Origin of the sequence: Streptomyces sp. NBC_00582 (assembly GCF_036345155.1) — a bacterium.
In the GTDB taxonomy this organism is placed as follows: Bacteria; Actinomycetota; Actinomycetes; order Streptomycetales; family Streptomycetaceae; genus Streptomyces.
In genome coordinates, this window is sequence record NZ_CP107772.1 from 2,694,805 (window position 1) to 2,719,006 (window position 24,202).

Genomic DNA, 24,202 nt, shown 5'->3' on the forward strand with positions numbered 1-24,202 from the left:
GCTCACTGCCGCCCTCCCGCCGTCACGGCGGGTGACACGTACACGCGCACGCCGACCACCTGGTGCGGGGTCCAGGACCGGGCGTAGCTGGGCGGGCTGCCGCCCTTTGCCACGAGAGTGGCAAAGGGCAGGCGGTGGGCGGTTCGCCGGATGCCGGCCGACGTGGTGTTGGCGTCGTGGCCGATGGTCGCGGCGGAGGAACAGCCCGCGTAGTAGGCGATCGGGACGTCGTTCAGTCCCGTGACCACACAGGGCGGGCGAACGCCCAGCCTGTGCAGCCCGGCGGCGACGGAGGCCCACTCGCGGTGTGCCGCTGTGGTACGGCGCACGGTGTCCTCCAGCACCACGAGTTGCACGGCCAGATGCCCGGCCAGAGCGAGGGTCAGCAGCGTCACGGTCAGCGGCCGGCGGATCCGTCCGGGCGCCCGCACCAGGCGCACCAGGAGATCGGCAACGGGAACGGCCAGCAGTGCATAGGCGGGCAGCAGGAAGCGGGGCGCCGCGTAGCCGATCAGGAAGAGGTACGGAAAGGCCGCCGAGGCGGCGCAGGCCACCGGTACCAGCGTGGCGACGGGCCTCCGGGCGCGGACGGCGACCACGGCCGCGAGGACGGCGAGCAGCGGCAGGGCATACCACCACAGGGCCACGGGCAGAGGAGGCGCGGCGCCGGTGCACGGGCGGCACAGCGTACGTCCGCCCGGGGCGCGCAGTTGGTCTCCGACGGCGATGTTCCAGCCGAGGCCGCCCTGGATGCGGGACGCGTCGGACAGGCGGTGTGCCAGGCCGCCGTAGGAGACGTACGCCTCGATCACCCACTCGGCCGCCCCGGCGATCAGGCCGCCGACCAGCGCTCCCAGCAGCGCGGGACGCCGCCACCGCCGTACGCATACCAGCAGTACGAGCAGGGGCAGGCTCGACCAGACCGCGTCCGTGGGGCGCATCCAGGCCATGAGGGCCGCGCTCAGGCCCACGCCCCACAGACCCGCGCGGTCGAAGCGGTTCGCCTGCGCGCGCAGGAAGCAGCCCGCCCCGCCCAGGGCACCTACCGCGACCCAATAATTGGGCATGGCCTGAGGGCCGTAGAACAGGGTCACCCACAGGGTGGCGAACAAGGCGCCCGCGGTCGCGAGCACCCGCGCGGGGAAGACCCCCCGCCAGGCACGGAGCGCGAGGAATAGGCCGAGACCTGACAGGACGGCCAGGTAGATCCGTAGCAGCACCGTGGACGACGACCAGGCCGTGACCGGCGCCACCAGCAGCGGGACGCCACGTGCGCGCGGGGCGCCGAAGAACGCGGCCGGCGCGTGGGAGGAGACCTGGCTGACGTAGACCGACTCGTCCCAGCCGAGACCCATCCCCGGTCGTACGAGAAGGAGCTGGGCCAGGGTGAAGGCGCCGGCCACGACCGCGAGCGCCACCTGGCCGCGGGATCGTGGGGTGAGGCGAACGGCCGTGAGCAAGGCGGGCCTGCGCGGGCCCGCCGACGTGGCTGACGCGCTGTCCGTGGCCTGAGGGCCGTTTCTCATCACTCACCCCTTACCCCTACAGCTTGTAGGGTCACATTAACCCTACAAGCTGTAGGGTCTGCGCCGACACCTCGGACCGGAGCGCCCCTACGCGCTGTAAGGTTCCAGACATGGCTGGCACGAGCCCGCGGGGCGGAGCCGAACGGCGTAACGCCGGCGAGCTGGAGAGCGAGGTGCTCGGCACCCTGTGGGCGGCGGACCGGGCGCTGACGCCGGCGGAGGTCCAGGCCGAACTCGACGGCGAGCTCGCCTACAACACCGTGCACACCATTCTCAAGCGCCTCTACGACAAGGGGCTCGTCCTGAGGGATGCGGACGGGCGGCGTGGTGCCTACCGGCCGGCCAAGGATGCTGCCGAGCTGACCGCGCAGGCCATGCATGAGGCGCTCGACCGGGGCCCTGACCCCATAGCGGCGCTCCAGCGGTTCGTCACCGGACTGAGTGCCGAGGAGGAAAGGGCGCTGCGCGAGTTGCTGAAGGGAGAGGAACGGTGAGGGTCGATGTCTACACACCGTTCCTGCTGTCACTCCTGCTTGCCGGAGTCTGTCCGCTGATCGGCGGCCGAGTGGCACCTGCGCTCGCCGCCCGCGTGCTGGCCTGTGCCGCCGTCGTCAGCGCGATGGCGACCGTGTGGTCCCTGCTCCTGCTGGTCGCCACTCTCCTCGACGAAGCCCCCCTGGTCGTCGCGGACGCCCGCGAGGACGGCCGCCGGCTACCTGAGCCCGTACCGGAGGTCGTCGCGTTCGCCGCCTGTGCGCTGCTCCTCGTCGTGGCCTACCGGTTTTTCAGAGCCGCCCGCGCCGAGTACCTCACCCGTCGAGCGCTGCGGACGCTGCGCGAGGGGCAGCCGCAGGGCACCGAACTGATCGTGGCCGCCTCCGCCGCCGCCATGGCGTTCGCCATCCCGGGAAGCATCGGTTCACCGGGCCGGATCCTGGTCACCGACACCATGCTGGGCGCCCTCTCCGCCGAAGAACGCCGCGTCCTGCTCGCCCACGAACGGGCACACCTGACCCACCGCCACGCACGGCTGAGCACCGCCGTGACCCTGGCCGCCGCGGCCAACCCGCTCCTCACCCCGGTCCGGCACATGGTCACCTTCCTCCTGGAACGCTGGGCCGACGAACAGGCGGCCGCGGTGGTCGGGGACCGCGCGTCCACCGCCCGCGCCCTCGCGCGGGCAGCGCTCACGGCCAGCCGCCGGGAGCCACCGCACGGACTCGGCTTCCCCGATCGCGCGGTCTCCCGCCGTATCGCCGCCCTCCAGGCCGCCCCACCCCCGCGACTGTGGCCGCTGTCGGCGACCGTTCTGGCTGTCGGCGCCCTCACCGCGCTCGGCGCCGCCGACGCCACCGGCGATCTCCTCCGGCTGCTGGAACCGGTCCTCGCCTGAGGGTGATCACGCGGCGGGCCGGTTGAGCTTCAGGCTGGTGTCGCCGGGGCCGAACCGGTCAGGGAGCCTCCTCGCCCTGGGCGACCTCGACCTCATGGTGGAAGTCGACGACGCCTGCCGCTCCTGCGGCGACGGACAGGACCGTGCAGGCCACGAGGAGGAACGCGGTACGCCGGGTGGAGCGCGGGCGCGTCCGGGCCGGTGCGAGAAGCGCCGCGACGCGTTGCGGCACCGGTCCGGTCGTCGCCGCTGGCGCGAAGTCCGGGCGGGTAGAGGGGGAGGCATTTCCGGCGAGGGCGGCGCGGGCGATGGCCGTGGCGATCAGGCGCCGGTCTCCGGTGACCTCGGCGGCGGCCTCGTCGGCAGCCCGCTCCGCGGCGAACCGGATGGTGGCGCGCATGCTGCGCAGGGCGGGGTGGCAGTGGACGGCGAGTTCGGCGGCGGCCAGGAAGAAGTGGTGGCCGGCCCGGTTGTGGGCGCGCTCATGGGCGAAGAGGGCCTCACGCTCGGCCGGTCCCAGACTGCGCAGCATGCCGGTGGTGACGACGATGCGGTGGGGCCGCCCGGGCAGCGCGTACGCATCCGGATCGGCAGATTCGATCACGCACAGGTCACCTGCGGCGGGGCAGCGGTCGGCCTGCGTGCGAGCGGTGCGGAAGGCGCGGGTCTGCCGGAAGGCGGAGCGCACGAGGCTCCAGACGCTGAGGGTGAGCACCCCGGTGGCCGCCATGGCGGCGGGGACGACGAAGTAGTCCGAGGCGGTCCGCAGAGGGTGGACGAGCTCACCGAGGGCGGCGAAGACGGGAAGCTTGAGCAGTCCGGTAAGGACGAGGGCCCCCAGGGCGGCGACGCAGGCTCCCGCCAGCGCCAGGGCTGAGGCGGTGAGGACCCACAGCGCGGTGGCGGGGGCCAGGCGGTCGAGGGTCCGGCGGGCCAGCGTCGGCGCGAGGAAGGGCAGGATCAGCGGGAGAAGCAGCAGAGCGGTCATCACTCGTCACCCTCCAGGAGCCGGCGCAGGTGCTGCTCGTCGCCGGGACTGAGCTGAGCCACGAAGCGGGCCAGAACCGTCTCCCGGTCGGTGTCCCGGTCGAGTTCGGTGTGCATGCGCCGGGCGGTCAGGCCGGGCGCGTCCTGGACGGGGAAGTAGGCGTAGCCGCGCCCCTCCCGCTCCCGGTCCACGACGCCCTTCTCGTGCAGACGGGTCAGTATCGTCGCCACCGTCGTCCGAGCCAGGCCGGAGCCGAGCTCGGCCTGCACCCGCCCTGGCGTGAGCGGGGCCCCGGCGGCCCACAGCGCGGCCATGACGGCGGCCTCGAGCTCGCCAGCCGGCCGTCTCTCGTCCCTCGCGTCCTTCATGGGAACGTTCCTCACTCCGCCATCGTCTACAGTTCAGTAGACTGACTACAGGATTGTAGTCAGTCGCTGGATGCCGCCGCGCCCACCGTTCCGCCGCATCCGACAGTCCGGAAGAACGATGAAGGAGCTCCCGACGATGACCACAGCCATGCATCTATCGTCGCAGCTCGCCCTCAACGTGCTGGACGCGCGGTCGCTGCTGTCCGCGTTCGGCGTGCTGGGCGTGGGCGTGGTGCTGTTCGCCGAGACCGGGCTGCTGATCGGCTTCTTCCTCCCTGGCGACTCCCTGCTGTTCACAGCCGGTCTGCTGTGCACCGGCACCGCCGAGAGCGGCCTGAAGCTGTCACTCGGCCCGCTCCTGGCCACCGCGGCGGTGGGAGCGCTGGCCGGCTCACAGTGCGGCTACCTCCTGGGCCGTAGAGCGGGCGGCACCCTGCTCTCCCGCAGCCGCTCGGCCCGCCTGCACGAGGGGGCGGAACGCGCGGAGGAGCTGCTGGAGCGCTACGGATACGCGAAGGCGATCGTCCTGGCCCGCTTCGTTCCGGTGGTGCGCACGGTCCTGAACCCGATGGCGGGCGCCCTGCGGGTGCCGGTGCAGACGTTCACCGTCTGGCAAGTGACCGGCGGACTGGTGTGGAGCCTCGGCCTCACACTGGCGGGCTACGCGCTGGGCTCCTCCGTGCCCAACGTGGACCGCTATCTGCTGCCGATCGTCGCGGTGATCGTGGCCCTGTCGCTGATTCCGGTCGCCTCCGAGGTGTACCGCTCGCGCCGGAACGCGAAGGCGAAGGAGGCACGCGGATGATCCTCGCCCTCGACGGCTCGTCGGTCGACGGCTCCGCCTACACCGACGTGGTGCACCTCGCTCAGCATGCTCCGGCGTGGCTGGACAACGCGGTGTCGGCGTGGTCGACGTACGGGCTCGCCGTATTCGCGGTGCTCATGGCGGTCGGCTGGTGGCGCGCCCGGCGTGTGGACGCCGCCGCGTCGGTGACGGCGCTCGCCGTGCCGTTCGTCGTGGTCGTGGCCTTCGGGGTGGACGCGGTGCTGAAGCTGCTGGTGCGGGAGGACCGGCCCTGCCAGAGCCTGCGGGTGGCCACGCTGGAGGCGTGTCCGGCACCCGGCGACTGGTCCTTCCCCAGCAACCACGCAGCCATCGCCGCAGCGGCCGCCGTCGCCCTGCTGTTCGTCTCCCGTCGGCTCGGCGTACTCGCCGTGGTGGCTGCCTGCGCGATGGCCGTCTCGCGTGTCTGGGTGGGGGCGCATTACCCCCACGACGTCCTGGCAGGGGTCGTGGTGGGCGCGCTCGTCGCCTTGCTCGTCATGTCGGCGCTGCGCAGGCGTGCGGAGGGCACAGCCCTGCGGCTCGCGGCCACCCGTCTGCGTCCGCTGCTGGTGGTGTCGTGAAGCGCGGCGAGGTGGCCGAACTGGCCGGCAGCTGCGGCCTCGGCGCGTGGACGGCGTTCGGGGTGCTGACCATGGTCGTGGTGGGTCACGACGGCCTGCCGCTGTTCGGGGACGCCGACCTCGTCTCCTGGTCCGTCGCCCACCGGCCCGACGTGGCGGTGGCGCTCGCCCGCGGGCTGACCGCCACCGGGACCGGTGTCGTCCCGTACGCGCTGGCGATGCTGGCCGGAATCATCGCGGGGCGCACCCGTCGGCAGCGGGCGCTTGCCGTCGCGCTCTGTCTGGTCTGCCTTGGGGCGGGCCAGGCTCTGAGGTACGCGGTGATGGAGCTCGTCGCCCGGCCCCGGCCGCCGCTGCCGGACTGGGCGACGCATGCCTCGGGATGGGCGTTCCCGTCCGGCCACACCACCACGTCGGCCCTCACCGCGGGACTGCTGATCATCGCCGTCCGCATGCGCGGCCCGCGCGGCACGACCCTGCTCACCCTGGTCATCGGTGCCTGGGGCGCGCTGGTCGGCCTGACCCGCGTCTACCTCGGAGTGCACTGGTTCACCGATGTCGTCGGCGGCTGGCTGTTCGCCCTCGGCTGGCTGGGCCTGTGCCTGAGCGCTGCGGCCCGCTGGCTTCCGGAGCGATGGACCCCCGGCACCACGGACATGGACACGGACACGGCGCGCAGGACGGCAGAACCGACGGGCAGCACAGCAGGGGGCCGAGCGGACACGGCAGCGGAGCACACGGGCGTGGCACGAGAGCAGAGGGAGGACCATGCGCCAGACGATCCTGGTCGTCGAGGACGATCACGCCCTGCGTGACGTGCTCATGCGCGGACTGCGCGACGAGGACTTCGACACCGTGCCCGCACCGGACGGCGCCACCGCCCTACGACTGGCCGCCCCCGACATCTCCGCCGCCGTGCTCGACATCGGGCTGCCCGACGCCGACGGGAGGGACGTGTGCCAGGCCATGCGCGCGAACGGATTCCTCTCCCCCGTCATCTTCCTGACCGCTCACCACCGGCTCAGCGACCGGCTGTCCGGGTTCTCGGCCGGAGGCGACGACTACCTGCCCAAGCCCTTCCACCTCACCGAACTCGCCGCCCGCCTGCGGGCAGCCCTCAAGCGGGCCGCACCACCGCCCGCTGCCGCAGCGGGAGACCTGGCACTGGACGCAGTCCGGCACGTGGTCAGCGTCCGAGGCGCCCCAGTCGACCTGACGCCGACCGAGTTCCGTCTCCTGGCGGCGCTCATGGCGGCTTCCGGCGGCATCGTGCGCCGCCGCGATCTGGTCCGGGCGGCCTGGCCCGAGGGCGCCCAGGTCCACGACAACACCCTCGACCAATACCTGACCCGACTGCGCCGCAAGCTGCGCGAGGCGGGCAGCGACCGGACGATCGGCACGGCACGCGGGATCGGGCACCGACTGTCATGAGCGGCACCCGCCACCGGCTGCGGCCCGCCATGACTGCCTTCCTCCACCGTATGGCGCCCCGCACTCTGCGCGGCCGGCTCTCCCTCGTGGCCCTCACCACGGCCGCGCTGCTGATGCTGGTCCTCACCGTCGCCTTCAACGTGGTCGCCCGGCACCGCCTCCAGCACCAGGCGGACGACGAACTGCGCACCCGCGCCGCCGCCGTCGCGACAACCATCGACACCACTGGCACGACCGTACGTGTCCTGGAGACCTCCAACGACGCCCTCCTCGACGCCAACGTGTGGATCTACGCCGACGGACGCCTGCTGGAAGAGCCTCCGAACGCCGGCCCCCTCACCCGCTTCGCCGACGCACTCGCCGGGCGCGGCGGGCTGCGGTGCGTCACCGCCGACGTCCACGGCCCCCTCCGGCTGTGCTCCCACCCGGTACCCGGAGGCAGGAGCGAGGCCACCGTGGTGACCGCGCTCGACCTCTCGCCGTACCGGAGTTCGGCCGACACCCTGCTCCTGGGATCGCTCGCCCTGGACGCCGTGATGCTCGCCTGCACCTACGCTCTCACCCGGCTGGCGGTAGGTCGCGCGCTGCGCCCCGTCCGCACGATGACCGAGCAGGCCACCCAGTGGAGCGCCGTCACCTCCGAAGAACGCTTCGGCCATATGCGGCACCCGGCCGAACTCGCGCGCCTGGGTACATCGCTGGACGCCATACTGGACCGCATCCGCACACTCCTGCGGCACGAGCGGCAGCTCACCGGGGAACTCTCGCACGAGCTGCGCACACCCCTGAGCCGGATCATCGCCGAACTCAGCTGGTGGCAGACCCGCCCCCGCACCGCCGACCAGACCCACGCCACACACAAGGTCATCGCGGAAGCCGCCCAGTCCATGCGCACCATCTGCGACACCCTTCTCGACGACGCCCGCGGCGGCGCACCCACCGCTCCCGGCACCGCCGAAATCCTCCCCACGCTGCGACGCCTCACCGAAGTCCTCGACACGCCCAGTCACTTGACAGTCGCCGCTGACAGCCCGCCCCTGGAGGCCGGAGTCCCACCCGCCCTCCTCGAACGCATCGTCAGCCCGCTCCTGAGCAACGCCTGCCGCTACGCCCGCTCCAAGGTCGCCGTCCGCGCCTACCGCGCACCGGACGGCGTACGCGTCGACGTCATCGACGACGGGCCCGGCGTACCGATCCCCTTCGCCGGGCAGCTCTTCGAGCCCGGTCAGCGCGCCGATCCCGGCGACGGACACAGCGGAGCGGGCCTGGGACTGCCACTGGCGCAACGCCTGGCCCGCTCCGCCGGGGGCGAGGTGACGTACGACCCCGGACACACCCCCGGGGCACGGTTCGTGGTCAGCCTGCCTGCCGCGTGACCGCGCCGCACTCGACGCCACCGGCGTATCACGGCGTCATGTCGCGCTGGACGTCCCTGCGGGAGACGGCCATGTAGCCGACGAAGCCGAGGATGGCCACCGTCCAGGACAGCGTGACCGGCCCCAGACCCAGGTCGAGTCCGCCCCGGCTGTGGCCGACGGCCATCCAGTCCGCGACAGAGGCGCCGAGCGGGCGGGTGATGACGTACGCGGCCCAGAACGCGGCCACCGCGTTCAAACTCCCCCACCGATGAGCGACGGCCGGAACGGCGATCGCGGCGGCGTACAGGACGGCGGAGCCCAGGTAGCCGAGGCCGATCGTGGCGGTGAGATCGCCCGCGGCGGTGCCCAGCGCGAACGTGGCCAACACGGCAGCCCAGTAGAAGGTCTCGCGGCGCCGGGTGTGGATGCTGTGGATGGACAGGGTGCGCTCGACGCGGTACCAGAGGGCGAAGACGGCGGCCAGCGCAGCCATGAAGAACGGGGTCGAGAGCGTGTACGGCACCCCGAGGCCGACGTGCAGGACGTCGGCGGCCATCGTGCCGAACACGCTGACCATGACGATCGCCGTCCAGTAGACCCAGGCCACGTACCGGCGGACGGCGAACTGCACCGCCAGTGCGGCCGCCAATGCGATGCCGCCGAGACCCACAGCGGGGATCGGGCCGAGCAGGTGGGCCAGGAAGTCGGACGCCGTCTCGCCCATCCCGGTGGTCAGCACCTTGATGATCCAGAAGTAAACGGTCACCTCCGGCACCTTGCTCGCCGCGTGACGGATGTGGCCCACAGGCCGGTTGTGAGTGAGGTGATCAGTCGACATGGCAGGCACCATGACATGGCGCCCGGCCGTCACCACAGACCCCTTTGCCAGAGTTTTGGCGCTTCCGGTACGGGAGTTGCCCGAGGCGCAGCCGAACCTGAACGCGACCTGAACACAGAGGCCGATGCACTGGTCAGCAGCGTGCGCCCGGTGGTACCGGCGGTCTTGGGCATCGGCCTGACGACTGAAAAGCAGGACGCGACAGTTGGTCACCCCAACAGCCGGACATCGATCCTGTAGCGGTGTTCGGGTCCGTCCAGGTGCGCATGAACGCCGGTGGGCGAGGACAGTGAGACGGTCATCGACGGACGACGAGTGCGCACGGCCTGAGCCGCCGCCCGGTCCGAGAGGACTTCGGCGAACTGCAGCACCGAGGCCGGCGCCACATGCCCCGGCGAGAACCAGGTCGCCCCTCAGCGGGACAGCGGTCAGTGAGCTCCTCGCCCGCGAACAGCACATCGAAGCGATCCCGCATCAGCGTTGCGCGGGGCCTTCCGGGCAGGCGGCCTCTTCCTGCTACAGCCCCGCCTGTCACCCTGCCGGCGCTCCAAGACATCTACTCCGGACCCGCGAAGGGAAGAAGACCGTCACGGAGCGGCTCCTGGAAGAGCTGGTAGAGGCGGGCGGCCGGATCGTCAAACGGGAATCCAGCGGCCGGCCGGGATACCGAGAAAATGGCCGGGCTGTGTCGCCGCTGCCCGGAGATCGGGGAAGATCTCGTAAACCAAAGAGCTGCACGGAGGCTGGTGCTGTGACGGCTATGAAATCCGACTCGTCGACCTGCCCGCCTGGCGCTTGGCCACGCTGACACCCATTGCGGTACCGGCACGACTCGTACAGCCGCGTCCGCTCGCCAAAGCCATGCAGGGTCCCTCCCGTCCCATGGGGCTGACCAAGTCCGTGCAGAACCGGGCTTTCCGACTCATCCATGCCCTGCTCACCGCAACACAGCACCATGGCCCGACAGGTGGGCAGGGAATGCGTGCCGACGGCGATGGCTCTGGGAGTGCCGGAGGTGAGGAATTCGCCGGGAGGGAAGGCCGCTGGCGCAGTCGATCACCACACCAGGCAGAGGAGACGGCACACACCGAGCGCGCGGCGTCCAGCGGCTGCTGCAAGTCGGCCACCGTGCAGGCGAAGCCGTTGCCCCGCCGACCGGCACACCGCGTCATGCCGAAGGAATGCGAAACTCGAATTCGGGACGGTCCCACGGCACGGCAGGCGGGTATGCGAGCGCGGTCCCGGTCCGCACCGCACCAACACGGTGGTAGAAGTCCTTGGCGGGAAGATGCGACACGACCTTGACACGGTCGATCCCGGCGGCACGGGCCTCGGACTGCATGTGCGCCACGAGTAGCCGTCCGATACCGCGTCCTTGCGCTTCGTCGGCGACGAACAGCAGATCGAGCTCCGGTGGAGCGAGGACGAGCGAGTAGAAGCCGAGGACCCGGCCTTCATGCTTGTCTGCGCCGACGGCCACGAAGGCGCGGTGGGCCTCGAGGTAATCAGGACCGACCCGGTAGCCCGCGACTGCGGCTGCGTACTTACCCTGGTAAGCGCCCGAGCCACGCACGAGCCGCGTGAGCCGTTTGGCATCCCGCGCGGCGGCCCTTCGTATCGTGATCGGCGGGCTGATCGGGGAAGTGCGTGAACTCATCGGGAGAGTATTTCGCACCGAAGTCCCGTCAGGATGTTCCTCGGCGGGGCTCGCCGTCTCACCCGCTATCACAGAGAGATCACACAACGATCAGGACGACTACGGCTGCTCCGCCGGTGTGCAGGAAGTCGGGCAGGTAGCGCACCGGATCCCACCCCAGGGCCAGATAACACGGGGTGTACAGCCAACGCGGGGCTCCGACCCACAGGACCCGGAACACTATGCCGGCCAACGCTCCGGTCCATACGATCCCCAGCAGCATGGACCGCTGTTCCGGACGGAGGAGGAGCATGGCCAGGGGGGTGCAGGTGCCGGCGATGATCAGGAAGATGTTGGCGTGGTCGAGACGTCGCAGAAGAGCCTCGCCGAGCGGTCCCCAGGTGCCGCGGTGGTAGACGGCGCTCGTCACGAACAGCAGCCAGGCGGTGACCGAGTACACGGCGCAGGCCAGGACTGCCTGCGGAGTACGGGCCAGGCAGATGAGTACGACGCCCGCGATCAGTGCGGCGGGGACCATTCCGGCATGGAGCCAGCCACGCAATTTCGGCTTGATCGGTTCGGCCAGGTCGGCCGCCCGCTCTACCAGGGCGGCAACCGAGTGAGCCTTCTCCCCTTCATGTCCGCCTTGCGATCCGTCGGGTGGCCCGTCCTCACGGCGCTCTCCACGCGCTGAGGCGACGTGACCGTTTTCGACTTCAGCGGCGTCACGGGACACAGCTTCTGGTTCTCCCTCGGGCGACTGGGCGTCACTGGCAGTAATGCGGTAATGCTAAAAGACCTCACTCCGGCAGCATTCATGGAAGGTCGGTCCAGGACCCCAGGGCCATCGCCGGCCCGGGCCGGCTCGCCACCGTGTGAACTACAGCCCCGTGGCCCTGCCGCCGATCGGGCCTGCCCAAGCCGAGTAGATCGGCCGGCCATGGGAAAGATCAGGGCTCACGAACGGGCATCTCCGCTCGCCTACGCGCAAGGATCGCCGATGCTTCCTGAGCTCCGCCCCCACGTATCCGCCGCCCTCGCAGACCAGTTGGAACACCAACTGGACCTGGCTCCGCATCTCGAGGCCGGCCGGCTCGATGTGGAGGGCGTCGCCGGCATCGCAGTCGTCGCAGCCGCCCACTCCGATGGTTACGCGGCCACCGGCCACCTCCTCGGGCTGCTGGCCGCACTGCCTGCCCCCACCGAGGCAGGAGAACGCTTCTGGTCGGACCTGTGGAGGTCCTCGGGCACCGCGTACCTGCTACCCGTCAACATGAAGGCTCGGGTGCTGCGGTCTCTGGAAGGAGAGGGAACCGCCCTGGCCAGGCAGATGCTCTCGGCCATCGATGAGATGACCCCGCCCCAGCGCGTAGCGGCCGGGGAGGTGATCGGTCAAGCCCTCGCCGAATCCGACCATTTGCCCGACCTCAAGACACAGGTCATCGGCGAGTTGTGGCTCCGAGATCTCGAGCTCACCGCCTGGCGCGTTCTGCATGCGGACCGCAGATGGGACGATCCGGATGGACGGCAAGCCTTCCTCGCCGCCTGGACGGGCACCTGACCGTCTACTGCTCCGAACTGCGCGCACAGAGGCACAGGGCATGCGGCGCCCGCACCGGACGACGCTCGAAGCAACTGAGGTCAGGAAGTTCGGCCGAGGTCACACCCGTCTCAACAGAGCAGGGGCCGCGCAGCGATGGCTGCGCGGCCCCTGATCCTGTGCACGCCCTGCACGAGAGCAGGCGCTTCGCCCGGGTGGGCGGCAAAGCCCGCACGGGCGGCGCTCACCGGACGCAGTGTGCGCGATCCCTGGGGCAGGGCTGCGAGGTCAGGCCAGGTTGATGTTCTCGGCCTGCGGACCCTTCTGGCCCTGAGTGACGTCGAACGTCACAGCCTGGCCCTCCTGGAGCTCACGGAAGCCCGAGGAGTTGATCGCGGAGTAGTGCGCGAAGACGTCCGGGCCGCCGCCGTCCTGGGCGATGAAGCCGAAACCCTTCTCCGCGTTGAACCACTTCACAGTTCCCGTAGCCATGGTCATGCCTTCCAGTCGATGAACGCCTCCCACTCCTTGTGGAAGGCGGAGGTGATCGCCCTGGTTCCTGCGGCACAGCACAGCAAAACGCCCACACCAAAGGCGCGGGCAGGGGGAATTCCGAACCACGACAGCTGACACAGAACGCTACACGCCCACACGCCACGTCACCATAGGAAACGATCACGCCGCATGCCGCGACATTGCGTGCGGTGCCCGCCGAGCGGACGGGCACGCTCATCTCATGCTGCTGCGGTCGGGTTCGCTGGTTCGGTGGCGCGGCGGTATTCGGCGTTGATGCGCCGGGCTTCCTCGAGCTGGTCTTCGAGGATGATGATGCGGCAGGCGGCCTCGATGGGAGTGCCGTGGTCGACGAGTTCCCGGGCGCGGGCGGCGATGCGCAGCTGGTAGCGGGAGTAGCGGCGGTGGCCGCCTGCGGAGCGCAGCGGGGTGATGAGGCGGGCTTCGCCGATGGCGCGGAGGAAGCTCTGCGTGGTGCCGAGCATCTCGGCGGCCCGGCCCATGGTGTAGGCGGGGTAGTCGTCGTCATCGAGACGGCCGAACGTGTCGTCTGCTGTCATTGCACCTCTCTGTTCTGTGGCACGCATTGAGGGGCCCTGGCGCCGTACTGGCACCAGGGCCCCGAAGGAACTACTACACCATCTGCCGGCCCTGATACTGCACCGGCCCTCTGTTTCCGCAGACCCGACCGAGACGCTGTCGGGGGCGCGGGGATCGCGGTTGCTCGACCGGAGACCACCTCACTATCGATGTCCTGCGGTACCCGGGTCCAAGACTTTCGCCCGGGCGATCCTGATGGCGCTCGGCTCCTCCGTTCTTCCCTCTTGATCACTACTCACTTACGGAAACTGCGAACTGCTGGTGGCCTCGAAAAGCGCCACTCTTCGGCAGCCAGCCCCGTCGCCCGTCCTGCGTCTGCTCTGGCTTGGAACCCCACTGCCGAACTTCCCGGTGCGCGCGCCCGCAGCCGACGCCTTCACCGAGGTACTGCTCACTGACTTCACTGCTGGGTACTGCGAACCTTCACTTACTGGTACTGCAACTGCGGTACTGCTCATGGCGGCCCCTGATCACTGCGGGCCACCCGGTCCGGTCGTCAGTCCCGTCGCCGTCCTGCAACCGCTCTGGCTTCGGAACTCCACCACCGCACCGTCCTGCGAACTGCAACTGCGTACTGCTGCCCGGCAGTTCATCTCTGCCGGGCCTCTCTTGATCTCGGCTACGACAGAAACCTTAACCACATCGCCAGCCAATGTCTACTCCAGCGAGTACAGATTTCCGCGCGCGGAAAGGTGACGTACTCTGCCTCGACCAGTCCCCATGGATGGTTCAAGCAGCCGCGAGGCTCTGGCCGGCGCTCACAGTGACCCACCACCGCGTGGCATGTCGGGTTGGGCGTGACGTCGCCGCCTGCGCCGCGGCTGCCGTCGGCGGCACCGGCCGACACTACGTCTAGTGAGGACCCACCGACCGGCACGGACGTTTCCAGCCGTGACGCCCCCAGGTCGGCCGTTGACGAGCGTGGCCAAAGGCCCTGCGCCGCCTTCGACGATCCCGGGATGATCGAGCAGCTGACGGCGAACCAGCACGGCCCCTGACTCGAGTAGTTCGCGGGCTGCGGAGACACGGGCTCACGGCAGCGGGTGCCGTCATTTGTCGGCTGTGGCCCTCCGCCCCGTTCAGGCAAGCACTGGGGCTCTGCGGGGTTGGCAGGTGGAGGGCGGGGCACAGGGGTCGGGTACCCAGGGCAGGAGGCATGGACGATTCAGAGATCAGGGTGACCCTGATGATCACGATGATTGCCGGCACCGCAGCCGACCGTGGCTCCTGACGCGGCGGACACTGTGGTCCTGGTCGTCTCCGAGCTCGTCACCAATGCCCTGCGCCACGGTGGGGGCCGCTGCACACTGGAACCGACTGCGCACCCCGACACCATCAGGTCGCCGTTCACGATCCCAGCCGGCATGTGCCGCGCATGCGCACCCCTGACCTGAACGGCGGTACCGGGGCTTCGGCTGGCCCATGGTCACCGCCTCGCCCACGCCACGGCGCCCACCCGCCGGGCCTCCGGCGGCAAGACCGTGAGCGCCCTCGTTGCCCAGTAGCGTCACCGCTCAAGCAGCCGGATGGCCGACGAACATGGTCCGCCTCATACCGCAGCCCGACGAGTTGCCGGGTGACGTTGCCGCCCTGTTGGAGTCCGGCCAGAGCCACCAGAAGTCCCTGGCCGCGGCCACCGGTGGCGCTGCCGTCACCGGTCGGCCGACTGCCGAAGCGCTGTGGAGGCAGAGGGTGTCGGCTGTGCTGGGGGATTGCGCTCACTTGGGCGAATTCGCCCGCCGTCTTCGACGCCCCCGTGAAGGAGGACGGGCCGCCCACGCGTCTGCAGTTCCCTGTCGCCCGGATCCTGCAGGGCAACGGTGACGGGAACCCGCTGCACAGGTGTGGGCCCGACCGGCGTACGGGTCGGGTCCACATTGCTGCTCAGATGTCGGCTCGTGTCTGTTTACCCGATCAGGCATTGACGGGGGTGCCGAGCATCGCGGAAGCGTGCTGCATCGGGCTGAGAATGCCCAGGGGCGCTGCCTTGGGAACGACGCGGCAGGTGAAGCCGAGCTGAGCCATGGCCCGCAGGACTTCGGCGGCGCTGAAGTCACGGCGGTCCTGGCGCGTGATGACCTGGCCGACCTGCTTGACGGGGTAGTGGCGGCGGCCGATGATCACCGATTGGCCGGTGACCGGTTCGGGCTTGATGCCCTTCATCGATTCCAGCACGCCGGCCTTGGTGAGCTCGAAGGGGAAGCGGGCGATGACGCAGCGCATGTGGCCTCACATCTTCGAGATGCCCAGATGCCGTGCGATCGCTCTGATCGGCATCTGCTCGGCCCGGTGCAGCCGGCGGATCTCTGCCCAGTCCTCCACGAGGATCACCTTCCCTCCTGACCTTGATCACCAAGGCCAGAGTCAGACGAAGATCACCAAGTGGGTCACTTTTGATCCGCCGTCAGAGGGTCAGCATTCGACCGTCGCCGAGAGGCTGCACCGTGTAAGCGGATTGCCTCCTCGCGGCAGATCCGCGATTCCGTGAGCACGGTGGCTGAGGCGGCCCACGGTGTCGGTACAGCCCAGTGCGTTGACGCCTTCTGCGACCACGGTGCCCTGTTCGCCGAGAGCCAGGTCCGACCCGGCACACACGCAGTGAAGGCCCGGTGGATACCGGGCCTTCACGTTGGAGTAGCGGGGACAGGATTTGAACCTGCGACCTCTGGGTTATGAGCCCAGCGAGCTACCGAGCTGCTCCACCCCGCGTCGGTACGGTGAACTGTACGGCACCGATCGGAATCGGCCCAATCGACTTTCGCCTGCGCTCGAGGGGCCCGATCACTCATGATCGACCGACATGGCCACTGCTCACCCGGTCTGGATCTGGATCGTGGGTTCGGGTGCCGCTGGAGTACGGGCGCACCTGGAGAAGTCTCCACGAACTCGTGCATGCGCCCTTCCGTGAAAAGCCCCCGCTGTCACAGACGAACAGGCTCACCGTGCCGGCCGAGGCGGCCGGTGGATGGAACACCGGCAGGTCATCAATGGGATCTTCGTCTGCATGCGGACCGGTCTCCTTTGGGGACCCGCCGGGGAGGTTCGTAAAGGGGCAGACCTGTTACGACCAGCACCGGCATTCGTCCGCGGCCGGCGCTTGGGAACGTCGGTGTCAGTCAGCTCCCGTACGCGCTGGACCGGAGGGCTGAATGCCGCGTGCCTCCGCCGTGCCGCCGCTCGCAAGGACCTGTCGGCGCACGTATTGCAGTAGATTCACGCTCGCACAGCAGTACGCCCTGCACGACGCTGCCGCAGGGAGCGAGCGGTGGCAGCCGAGGTGGCCGTGATGGTGAACGCCGGCGAGGCTGCGGTAGCCGCGTTATCGCTGTCGTGGGTCGAACCGCCGCAGCCCGCCTCCGTCCGGCACTGCCCCGTCACCTGCCCGGCGCCGTCATACCGGCAGTTCCGCACACTGTTCCTGCCAATGGCTCGTTGGGACACGCGAGACACCGATCGGCTCTGGCCCGCTGACCACTGCGGCAGACGGTAAGGGCCCGGCGTCCCGAAGCCGGGATGCCGGGCCCTTACCGGGGCACGCGATCAGGCGGGGCGGATGTTCTCAGCCTGCGGACCCTTCTGGCCCTGCGTGACGTCGAACTCGACCTTCTGACCCTCCTGCAGCTCGCGGTAGCCCTGGCTGGCGATGTTGGAGTAGTGGGCGAAGACGTCGGGGCCGCCGCCCTCCTGCTCGATGAAGCCGAAGCCCTTCTCGCTGTTGAACCACTTCACAGTGCCCTTGGCCATGACTGTCTCCTTCGAGGGTAAACCGGGCACGCACCCTGCGCGCCGGGAGGTGATCGCCCTGGTCCGGAGAGGCGCTGAACAGCAAGAACGCCCGTGATGGCGATCACGGGCGAACAGAACTTCGGAACCACGACTGCTGATCACAACGCTATAACGGCATGACGGATGCCGCCAGCGAAAACGGGCCAGCATCAAGGCGCCATCTGTCTGCCCGGCGAAGGAAGCTGACTCGGGGCCCTCTCAGCCCACTTGCTCCTGAGCGCCGAGGGCACCCGAGTCTCGACTACAGCGAGTGCACCGGTGCCGAGGCCCGCGCCGGGAGGCAGCGAACGCCGGAAAACACGACAGGGTGCACGCGATCTTCTCCAGCACCGGGCGAACGGTTCAGCTACGGAAAGTGGTACCGCTTCCACCACTCCCTGTCCCCCGGTCGCCGACGTGATCCGATCGTGCCGATGCACCCACTGCGGGTGCCCCGCTCCGCCGGGAAAAGGAGATCGCACAGGCAATGGATCACCTGTCCCGCTCTCCGGGTACCGTCGCGAACTCGCGGCCTGAGCTTGTTCCGCTTTGACGGACACCATCGGTGTGGTGGTCAGGCTGCGAGTGCGGTCTCGTATTCGGCGGGACTGAGGTAGCCGAGGCTGCTGTGCAGACGGTGCAAGTTGTACCAGCCCTCGATGAAATCGAAGATCGCGGTGCGGGCGGCGGCCCGGCTGGGCCAGGCGGTGGCGCCGAGCAACTCGCGCTTGATGGTGGCGAAGAACGACTCGGCGAGTGCGTTGTCCCAGCACTGTCCGGTGCGGCCGACCGACAGGCGCACCCCCAACTGGTCTGCCAGCGCGGCGAATTGCTGGCTGGTGTACTGGCAGCCGCGATCCGAGTGGAAGATCACCGGCCGGGTGGGGCGGCGCTTCCGACAGGCGGCCGTGAGGGCATCGGCGACCAGATCGGTCCGCAGGTGGTCGGCCGTCGCCCAGCCGACCACGCGACGGGAGGCGATGTCGATGACGGTGGCCAGATAGAGCCAGCCCTCCTCCGTGGCGATGTAGGTGATGTCGCCGCACCAGCGGGCATCCAGGCCGGCGGGGTCGGGCTGGAAGTCCCGGACGACGAGATCGGGCCGCAGCGCAGCTCGTGGATCAGGGATCGTCGTCAGGTGCCGTCGTCTTCGGTGTCGGCCCTGCAGGCCGGCAGCCCGCATCAGCCGCGCGACACGTCGGCGGCCGCATCCGGCGCCTGCCCGCTTGAGCACGGCATGGACACGCGGGACGCCGTAGGTTCCCCGCGATCGCGTGTGGACGTCGGCGATCTGTTCCGCCAGCTCGGCGTCACGGACCGCGCGGGGACCAGGCTTGGCAGCGCGGCGGGCATAGAAGGCGGTCCGGGAGACCTTCAGCAGCTCACACGCTCGTTTGACGCTGTGACCTGCACGCTTCTCCGCCTCGATGAACGGGTGCACCGTCACCGGGTCTCCTTCGCGAAGAAAGCCGTGGCCCGCTTGAGGATGTCGACGTCCTCACGCAGACGGCGGTTCTCCCGCCGCAGTGCGGCCAGTTCCTCGCGTTCGCTGCTGGTCAGACCGTCCCGCTCGCCTGCATCGACCTCGGCCTGCTTCACCCAGTCACGCACCGCGGTCTCGGTCAGATCGAAGTCCTTGGCGATCTGACCGACCGAGCGGTCACCGCGTCGGCACAGCTCGACGATCTCCGCCTTGAACTCCGGCGTGAACGAGCGACGAGGGCGAGGCTTCTTCTTCCCCATGCTCTCCATGATGGACATCCTCCCGGGGCTGAACCCCTGATCTCGGATGTCCGTCAAAGCGCATCAAGCCCAGCCCCGCGGGAGGACCGGGTGACATGGCGGCGGTGCACCCCGCTCAGACGTAGCACCAGATCGGACAGCGTCCACTCGGGGCAGGTCGGCACTGCACGTCGTGGCTGGGCACGAAGGCGACCGCTGCCGGGAACGCGACCGAATGTGTGTCGATCAGCCGCAGCAGTACGGGGAACGCCACGCGGATGCCTACCGTCACCCCGGACAACCGCAGTCGATTTTCACAGCGGTACAGGGGAACGCAAGGCGCGCAACACCGGCCGTGCACCCTCGGACAAGACAGTGCCCTCATCCCGGAATTCCAGTTCGGCGGCGCCACCAACCCGAACCAACCGCATCTGGGTCATTCGCCCAGGCCAGTCCGCCGGCTACGCCCCGCCCGCGACGCGCGCACGGGCATGCGCACGTCGCGGGCCACTGCACGGGACGCGCGAGTGGATAGCGCGAGTGCCGGTGAAGCGGTCAGATCGCGGGACTCATCGACTCAGCCGCCGCTCTTGCGCCTGAACGACCGCTGGCTCGCAGCCGGGCCGTGCGCCGAACGCACCTTCGACGCATCGGACTTGGCGGCAACATCAGCGGCGTCCGCCTGCGCACCGTGCTTGCGCGCCAGGGCTTCACGGAACTTCCGCTTGAGGTTGTAGTTGCCGTCGATGTCCGGCGCCAGAGGGGACGTCTCCGGGGCAGCCGGCTCCGAACCTTCCGTAGGTACGGGCTCTGCGGTCATGGTGACCTCCTGGGTTCGGGGATGGGCGAGCACAGCTTGTCATGCCGAGCGCAGTGCGAGGCCCCGACAACGTCATCCTGCTCCGTTTCGGCGGGTATCCCTCTCGCGGCCAAAGGCGTTGACTTCGTAGGTGAGGCGCACAGGACGGCTTCGGGTCGGGCCGAGGGTTGTCGATCCCGTGGCCAGGCTGCCAGGGCGACGGCTCTCAGCCGTTGCGATGCACGAGGGCGGTCCTGCGGGCCTCGGCGAGCTTGCGGGCCTCGCCCGCCTTTCGGAACCTGCCGCCGGCGCCGCGGGAGGGCCCTTGCTGGTGCCGAGGCCGCGGAAGGGTGCATTGCTGTTCTTGGGCCGGGGGACGGCGGGCCCGCCGTCGAGCGGGATCCCGGAGGGAGTCTTGGCGCCGGTGATCCGGCTCAGCTCCGCCTCGCCCGAGCACACCGTGGTGACGGTCGGCTCGATGCCGGCCCCGGCCATCATGCGGCTCGTCTCGCGGCGCTGGCCCGCCAGCACGAGCGTGACCACGCTGCCGGACTCACCGGCGCGGGCGGTGTGGCCCGCCCCGTGCACATAGTCCTGTCGCAGCTTCCGCGACCATGAACAGCCTGCGGACGAGAAGCCCGTGCGCCCCTCGGCGGGGGCAGGCATCGCCTCAGACGCCTCCCGGAGCGTTCGACTATGCAGGGGCGAAGGTTATGACTGTTGGTCGCCAAGGGCCCGGGCCGGATTTGCCGAGCACTCGAGGCGGAGGGCGCAGGGAGGAGAACCCGGGGGCAGCGGTGCCGACGCCGGAGCTGCAGCACACCCGCCCGGAAGCCCCCGCCGACGGCGCCTGTAGGAGCTTGCCGTCGAACGCAGCTCTCACCGGCGCTCTCACACGTCTGTCACCAACTACGTCGACACCCCCGGACCGCAGTGCCTGACCTGCTGTTACGCACCCGCCCTGGACTGACGTGGACGCCCGAAGACGGTCTCTACAACCTGTGCCAGGTGGTGCCCAGAGAGGGCCCCAGGATCAGGACCGGGGCGTCTTCCGGCCCGTCAAAGCGGTATTGAAGGGTGCTGGACGTACTCTCACTCACCCGACTCACGCTCCCACATCCCACGACGTCTCACGCACCTGGGTCGGAACCCCGTGCAACCCGTCCCGCTTTGTGGCAACCTCGGGCGGCCCGGTGCGCCTGCATCGTACGGACGGTGCGCTCGTCGCCGCTTCGCGCGGGCGCCGTCGGTCAGGGCTCGTCGGTGCCGCCCAGGCCCGTCAGGGCGCCCACCGGGTCGGGGTCGGGGGTGCCGCGGGGCCACCAGTCGTCGTGGCCGGGCTCGGACTCGTACGGGTACCACAGGCCGTCGCGGCCGAAGCGGAGCTGGACATGGCCGACGGGGTGGGTGAGGTGGTTGCGCCAGGGACGGAACGCGGGAAGGTCGGCGGCGAGCAGCAGCGGGCGGGCCCGGTCGAAGCGGCCCGCCGGCGGATCCCAGGGTTCCTCCAGGACGGTCAGGCCGTCCGGCCCGCCCTGCCGCCAGGCGGCGACCGCGCGCGCCAGCTCGGAGGGGGTGCGGCCGGCGGCGGCCGCGAGCGTGGCGTACAGGGCGCGGGTGGTGGCGGTGAGCCCGGAGCCGGGACGGGCGGCGGCCAGCCGTACGGCGTCCTGCCACAGGGTCAGTTCACCGATCTCGTCGTGGCCGGTGGCGAGCAGGGCGTGGGCGCGGGCGGCGGCGTCGGTGGCGAGCTGGTCCAGGGCGAAGGAGTCGGGGCCGCCCGGCGCGGAGGGGTAGGCCGGGGGCTGCTCGGGGTGCGGGGGGACGGGCAGGGGGGCGGGCGGCGGCGGGAGCCGACGGGTCGCATCCCCGGTGACGACCTCCGAGGCGCGCACACCCGGCAGGGGGGCCGGTCCCTCGTCCTGGGCGGCTCGGGCCGCGCGGGTGGCGTTACGGCGGGACAGCGCGTCCAGCAGTTCGCGTTCGCCCCGGCCGCGCAGCAGGAGCAGCACGAACGGGTCGGCGTCCAGCAGCCGCGCGGTCTGGTAGCAGAGGGCGGCGGCGTGTTTGCAGGGGTGGGCGCGGTCGGGGCAGCTGCAGTGCGGGTCGAGGTCGCCGGGGCCGGGGAGCAGCGGCACCCCGCAGTCGGCGAGGGACTCGGGCATCTCCTTGTCGAGCAGCGCGGCGATGTGCGCGGGGCTGTCCACCGCGGCGTCCAGGAAACGCTCCCACTCCTCCTCGCCGAGCGTCCGCAGCCGCACCTGCACGCGGTACGGGCGGGGACGGCTGCCCTGCACGTACGCGAGGACGAGTCCCGGGGTGACGGTGATGGCGTCCACGTTTCCCTGCCGGGCGTAACCCCGGCCCCGGGCCAGCCGCTTGACGTCCAGCGCCCCTTCCTCCAAGGCGTCCACCCAGGCGTGCCCCCACCAGGTCTCGGCGAAGCGGTCCTCTTCCCCGTCCCCGGCCCCGGCCCCGGGAAGCGACGGAAAGGCGCCAAAGGTACGCCGATGCTCCCCGTCCCGGGAGGGGGCGGCCATGGAGCGGGGGGAGTGGGGGGTGACGGGGATGGCGGGCATCGAGGGCGTGGTGGGCGTTGGGCGTGCCGCGTCGGGGGAGGCAGGGACCGGAGCGGGGGGTGGCTCGTGGGCGAGGGCCAGCACCGGGGGTGGCTCGTCGGTCGGGTGCGGCGCGGGGTGTGGCTCGTCGGCGGTGGTCCGGTCGGCTGCGGGGGGCGGTGGGGTCCCGTGCGGCGCGGCCGGTGAGGTGGTGGGCGCGGGCAGGTCGTCGTCCGACGGCATGCGGAAGGCGTCGGCGAGCGACTCCCGTACCAAGCGTGCGCGTTCACGGGCCGTGCGGTCTCCGGTGCCCGGATCGGGCGTACGGCTTCTGCGGCGCAGGGCCGGGTCGAGAGCGGCGTCGGGGACGGCGGGGCGTGCGGCGCGCCTCCACGCCTGCCGCGCACGCCCGGGGTCCGGCTCCTCCGCCTCCGCCGCGTCCCGCCGCGCCTGGGCACGCGCCGCCCGCAACGCCTCCCGGGCGATGTCCCCGGGGCGGGCACCCGGCCTCGGGGACTCGGCGGGGAGAGCGCTCGGGGCGGGGGTGTCGGACAGCGGTGCGGCTGGACGAGAAGCGTCCGCGGGTGAGGTTTCGGCCGCTCCCCCACCGGGGGTGGATCCACCAGGTCCGACCGTCTCGGACCCCGTGGTCCCGCCCGGGTCGGACACGCCGGAACCGACGGGATCGGACGCGCCGGTACCGGTGGCTGGTGTGTCGGGGCCTACGAGGTCGGGTGTACCGGTACCGGCGACCGGTGGGCCGGGCACCACGCGATCAGGCGCGTCGGCACCGGCGACCGGTGTACCGCCGGACTCCCGGAGATCAGGCGTGCCCCCTCCCGCGACTGGCATGCCGGGCACCACACGCTGAGGCCCGCCCGCTCCGGCGACCGGATTGCCGGACCCCTCGCCATCAGACGCACCCGCTCCCGTGACCGGTGTGCCGGACCCCACTCCGTCGGACACGCCCACTCCCGCGACCGGCATGCCGGGCACCACGCGCTCAGGCCCGCCCGCTCCGGCGACCGGTGTGCCGGACCCCTCGCCATCAAACGCACCCGCTCCCGTGACCGGTGTGCCGGACCCCACTCCGTCGGACACGCCCACTCCCGCGACCGGCATGCCGGGCACCACACGCTCAGGCCCGCCCGCTCCGGCGACCGGTGTGCCGGACCCCTCGCCATCAAACGCGCCCGATCGCCTGACCGGTGTGCCGGACCCCACTCCGTCGGACACGCCCACTCCCGCGACCGGCATGCCGGGCACCACACGCTCAGGCCCGCCCGCTCCGGCGACCGGTGTGCCGGACCCCTCGCCAACAGACGCGCCCCCTCCCCTGACCGGTGTGCCAGGCCCTGGCGCGGCGGTCGCGCCGGTGTCGCCCCGCTGCGTGTCGGTAGTCGAAGTCGGCCTGGCGGGGTCTGGCCGGGCGGCGGCGGCGGAGGAGGCGCTCGCGCCGCGCGCCCGCCGCAGGGCCGCGCGGGCGGCGTCGCCGGGGCCGGGAGCAACCGGGCTCGGCCCGGCCGCCCGAGCGGCACCGGCCGGCGGTACGGCGTCGTCCTCCGCCCCCGACGCACGGTCACCTCGGGCGACCGCCGCAGGCGACGCCTCGCCCCTGCTCCCCCGCTCCTGTGCCGCCCGCAGGGCACGGCGCGCGGCGTCGGCGGGCCGCTCGCACTCCTCCGACGGCCGCGCTCCGCTCTCCCCCAGGCCGTCCGCTCCCCCCTGCTCGACGGCGTCCCCCGTCCGACCGGCCGAGG

Annotated in this window: 21 protein-coding genes, 1 tRNA gene and 4 pseudogenes; 9 read left to right on the forward strand and 17 right to left on the reverse strand. The window is 70.8% G+C overall.

All coding sequences use genetic code 11. The features are described from left to right. Window positions 1-2 precede the first annotated feature (2 nt). Window positions 3-1,526, reverse strand: coding sequence for a hypothetical protein (locus tag OG852_RS11660; protein WP_330347903.1), 1,524 nt, complete (start codon window positions 1,524-1,526; stop codon window positions 3-5). A gap of 110 nt (window positions 1,527-1,636) precedes the next feature. On the opposite strand from OG852_RS11660, the gene OG852_RS11665 reads away from it, so the two are divergent. Both OG852_RS11665 and OG852_RS11670 read left to right on the forward strand, forming a co-directional pair. After that, a complete protein-coding gene (locus tag OG852_RS11665; RefSeq protein WP_133917051.1) occupies window positions 1,637-2,020 on the forward strand; it encodes a BlaI/MecI/CopY family transcriptional regulator in 384 nt (127 codons plus the stop codon). Further along, complete coding sequence (locus tag OG852_RS11670) at window positions 2,017-2,919, forward strand: M48 family metalloprotease (RefSeq protein WP_330347904.1); 903 nt, start codon at window positions 2,017-2,019, stop codon at window positions 2,917-2,919. The genes OG852_RS11665 and OG852_RS11670 overlap by 4 nt, the downstream gene beginning before the upstream one ends. A 58-nt stretch (window positions 2,920-2,977) precedes the next feature. Here OG852_RS11670 and OG852_RS11675 read toward each other — a convergent pair whose 3' ends face one another. After that, on the reverse strand, window positions 2,978-3,907 hold the full coding sequence (locus OG852_RS11675; protein WP_133917053.1) for a M48 family metalloprotease: 930 nt from the start codon (window positions 3,905-3,907) through the stop codon (window positions 2,978-2,980). Further along, entirely contained in the window at window positions 3,907-4,275 is a 369-nt protein-coding gene (locus tag OG852_RS11680; protein WP_133917054.1) for a BlaI/MecI/CopY family transcriptional regulator, read from the reverse strand. Before OG852_RS11680 ends, OG852_RS11675 begins: the two co-directional genes overlap by 1 nt. 136 nt (window positions 4,276-4,411) lie before the next feature. Between OG852_RS11680 and OG852_RS11685 the strand changes: the two genes are divergently transcribed. Genes OG852_RS11685 through OG852_RS11705 form a run of 5 tightly spaced genes read left to right on the forward strand, consistent with a single transcriptional unit; the run spans window position 4,412 to window position 8,489 of the window. Then, window positions 4,412-5,080, forward strand: a complete 669-nt coding sequence (locus OG852_RS11685) for a DedA family protein (protein WP_166663756.1) — start codon at window positions 4,412-4,414, stop codon at window positions 5,078-5,080. After that, window positions 5,077-5,682, forward strand: a complete 606-nt coding sequence (locus OG852_RS11690; protein WP_133917056.1) for a phosphatase PAP2 family protein — start codon at window positions 5,077-5,079, stop codon at window positions 5,680-5,682. The genes OG852_RS11685 and OG852_RS11690 overlap by 4 nt, the downstream gene beginning before the upstream one ends. Then, complete coding sequence (locus OG852_RS11695) at window positions 5,679-6,497, forward strand: phosphatase PAP2 family protein (protein WP_133917057.1); 819 nt, start codon at window positions 5,679-5,681, stop codon at window positions 6,495-6,497. Before OG852_RS11690 ends, OG852_RS11695 begins: the two co-directional genes overlap by 4 nt. Next, complete coding sequence (locus tag OG852_RS11700; RefSeq protein WP_133917058.1) at window positions 6,451-7,113, forward strand: response regulator transcription factor; 663 nt, start codon at window positions 6,451-6,453, stop codon at window positions 7,111-7,113. Before OG852_RS11695 ends, OG852_RS11700 begins: the two co-directional genes overlap by 47 nt. Before the next feature lie 29 nt (window positions 7,114-7,142). Further along, the gene (locus OG852_RS11705) at window positions 7,143-8,489 is read left to right on the forward strand and encodes a sensor histidine kinase (RefSeq protein ID WP_166663759.1); all 1,347 of its coding nucleotides are present in this window, start codon (window positions 7,143-7,145) and stop codon (window positions 8,487-8,489) included. Between the two features lie 28 nt (window positions 8,490-8,517). Here OG852_RS11705 and OG852_RS11710 read toward each other — a convergent pair whose 3' ends face one another. The 3 genes and pseudogenes from OG852_RS11710 to trhA all read right to left on the reverse strand — a co-directional run. After that, window positions 8,518-9,309, reverse strand: a complete 792-nt coding sequence (locus OG852_RS11710) for a COG4705 family protein (protein ID WP_133917060.1) — start codon at window positions 9,307-9,309, stop codon at window positions 8,518-8,520. A gap of 1,168 nt (window positions 9,310-10,477) precedes the next feature. Next, the gene (locus tag OG852_RS11715; protein ID WP_166663757.1) at window positions 10,478-10,966 is read right to left on the reverse strand and encodes a GNAT family N-acetyltransferase; all 489 of its coding nucleotides are present in this window, start codon (window positions 10,964-10,966) and stop codon (window positions 10,478-10,480) included. Window positions 10,967-11,048: 82 nt separating this feature from the next. Beyond that, window positions 11,049-11,519 (reverse strand): annotated as a pseudogene (trhA, locus tag OG852_RS11720) (PAQR family membrane homeostasis protein TrhA); the annotation flags it as partial. A gap of 426 nt (window positions 11,520-11,945) precedes the next feature. Here trhA and OG852_RS11725 point away from each other — a divergent pair. Then, on the forward strand, window positions 11,946-12,506 hold the full coding sequence (locus OG852_RS11725; protein WP_208117366.1) for a hypothetical protein: 561 nt from the start codon (window positions 11,946-11,948) through the stop codon (window positions 12,504-12,506). A gap of 267 nt (window positions 12,507-12,773) precedes the next feature. Here the strand turns inward: OG852_RS11725 and OG852_RS11730 are convergent, their stop codons facing one another. Beyond that, complete coding sequence (locus OG852_RS11730) at window positions 12,774-12,977, reverse strand: cold-shock protein (protein WP_065965692.1); 204 nt, start codon at window positions 12,975-12,977, stop codon at window positions 12,774-12,776. Between the two features lie 242 nt (window positions 12,978-13,219). Further along, window positions 13,220-13,558, reverse strand: coding sequence for a helix-turn-helix domain-containing protein (locus tag OG852_RS11735; protein ID WP_133917062.1), 339 nt, complete (start codon window positions 13,556-13,558; stop codon window positions 13,220-13,222). A gap of 1,251 nt (window positions 13,559-14,809) precedes the next feature. Here OG852_RS11735 and OG852_RS11740 point away from each other — a divergent pair. Further along, window positions 14,810-15,103, forward strand: a pseudogene (locus tag OG852_RS11740) (ATP-binding protein); the annotation flags it as partial. Between the two features lie 409 nt (window positions 15,104-15,512). On the opposite strand, the gene OG852_RS11750 reads toward OG852_RS11740, so the two are convergent. The 9 genes and pseudogenes from OG852_RS11750 to OG852_RS11795 all read right to left on the reverse strand — a co-directional run bounded on the left by OG852_RS11750 (window position 15,513) and on the right by OG852_RS11795 (window position 23,294). Continuing rightward, window positions 15,513-15,821, reverse strand: a complete 309-nt coding sequence (locus OG852_RS11750; RefSeq protein WP_330347905.1) for an SCO5918 family protein — start codon at window positions 15,819-15,821, stop codon at window positions 15,513-15,515. Between the two features lie 12 nt (window positions 15,822-15,833). Continuing rightward, window positions 15,834-15,929 (reverse strand): annotated as a pseudogene (locus tag OG852_RS11755) (helix-turn-helix domain-containing protein); the annotation flags it as partial. A 304-nt stretch (window positions 15,930-16,233) separates the two neighbouring features. Continuing rightward, window positions 16,234-16,307: transfer RNA gene (locus tag OG852_RS11760), tRNA-Met, on the reverse strand. Between the two features lie 831 nt (window positions 16,308-17,138). After that, window positions 17,139-17,342, reverse strand: a complete 204-nt coding sequence (locus OG852_RS11765) for a cold-shock protein (RefSeq protein ID WP_014670069.1) — start codon at window positions 17,340-17,342, stop codon at window positions 17,139-17,141. 595 nt (window positions 17,343-17,937) lie between these two features. After that, a complete protein-coding gene (locus tag OG852_RS11770; protein ID WP_330347906.1) occupies window positions 17,938-18,810 on the reverse strand; it encodes an IS3 family transposase in 873 nt (290 codons plus the stop codon). Beyond that, window positions 18,807-19,115 (reverse strand): IS3 family transposase, encoded by a 309-nt coding sequence (locus OG852_RS11775; protein WP_053743648.1) that lies wholly within the window; start codon window positions 19,113-19,115, stop codon window positions 18,807-18,809. The genes OG852_RS11770 and OG852_RS11775 overlap by 4 nt, the downstream gene beginning before the upstream one ends. Before the next feature lie 547 nt (window positions 19,116-19,662). Then, entirely contained in the window at window positions 19,663-19,905 is a 243-nt protein-coding gene (locus OG852_RS11780; protein ID WP_133917066.1) for a DUF5302 domain-containing protein, read from the reverse strand. 205 nt (window positions 19,906-20,110) lie between these two features. Then, a pseudogene (locus OG852_RS11785) lies at window positions 20,111-20,481 on the reverse strand (DEAD/DEAH box helicase); the annotation flags it as partial. A 653-nt stretch (window positions 20,482-21,134) separates the two neighbouring features. Next, window positions 21,135-23,294, reverse strand: a complete 2,160-nt coding sequence (locus OG852_RS11795; RefSeq protein WP_443064521.1) for an SWIM zinc finger family protein — start codon at window positions 23,292-23,294, stop codon at window positions 21,135-21,137. Between the last annotated feature and the right edge of the window lie 908 nt (window positions 23,295-24,202).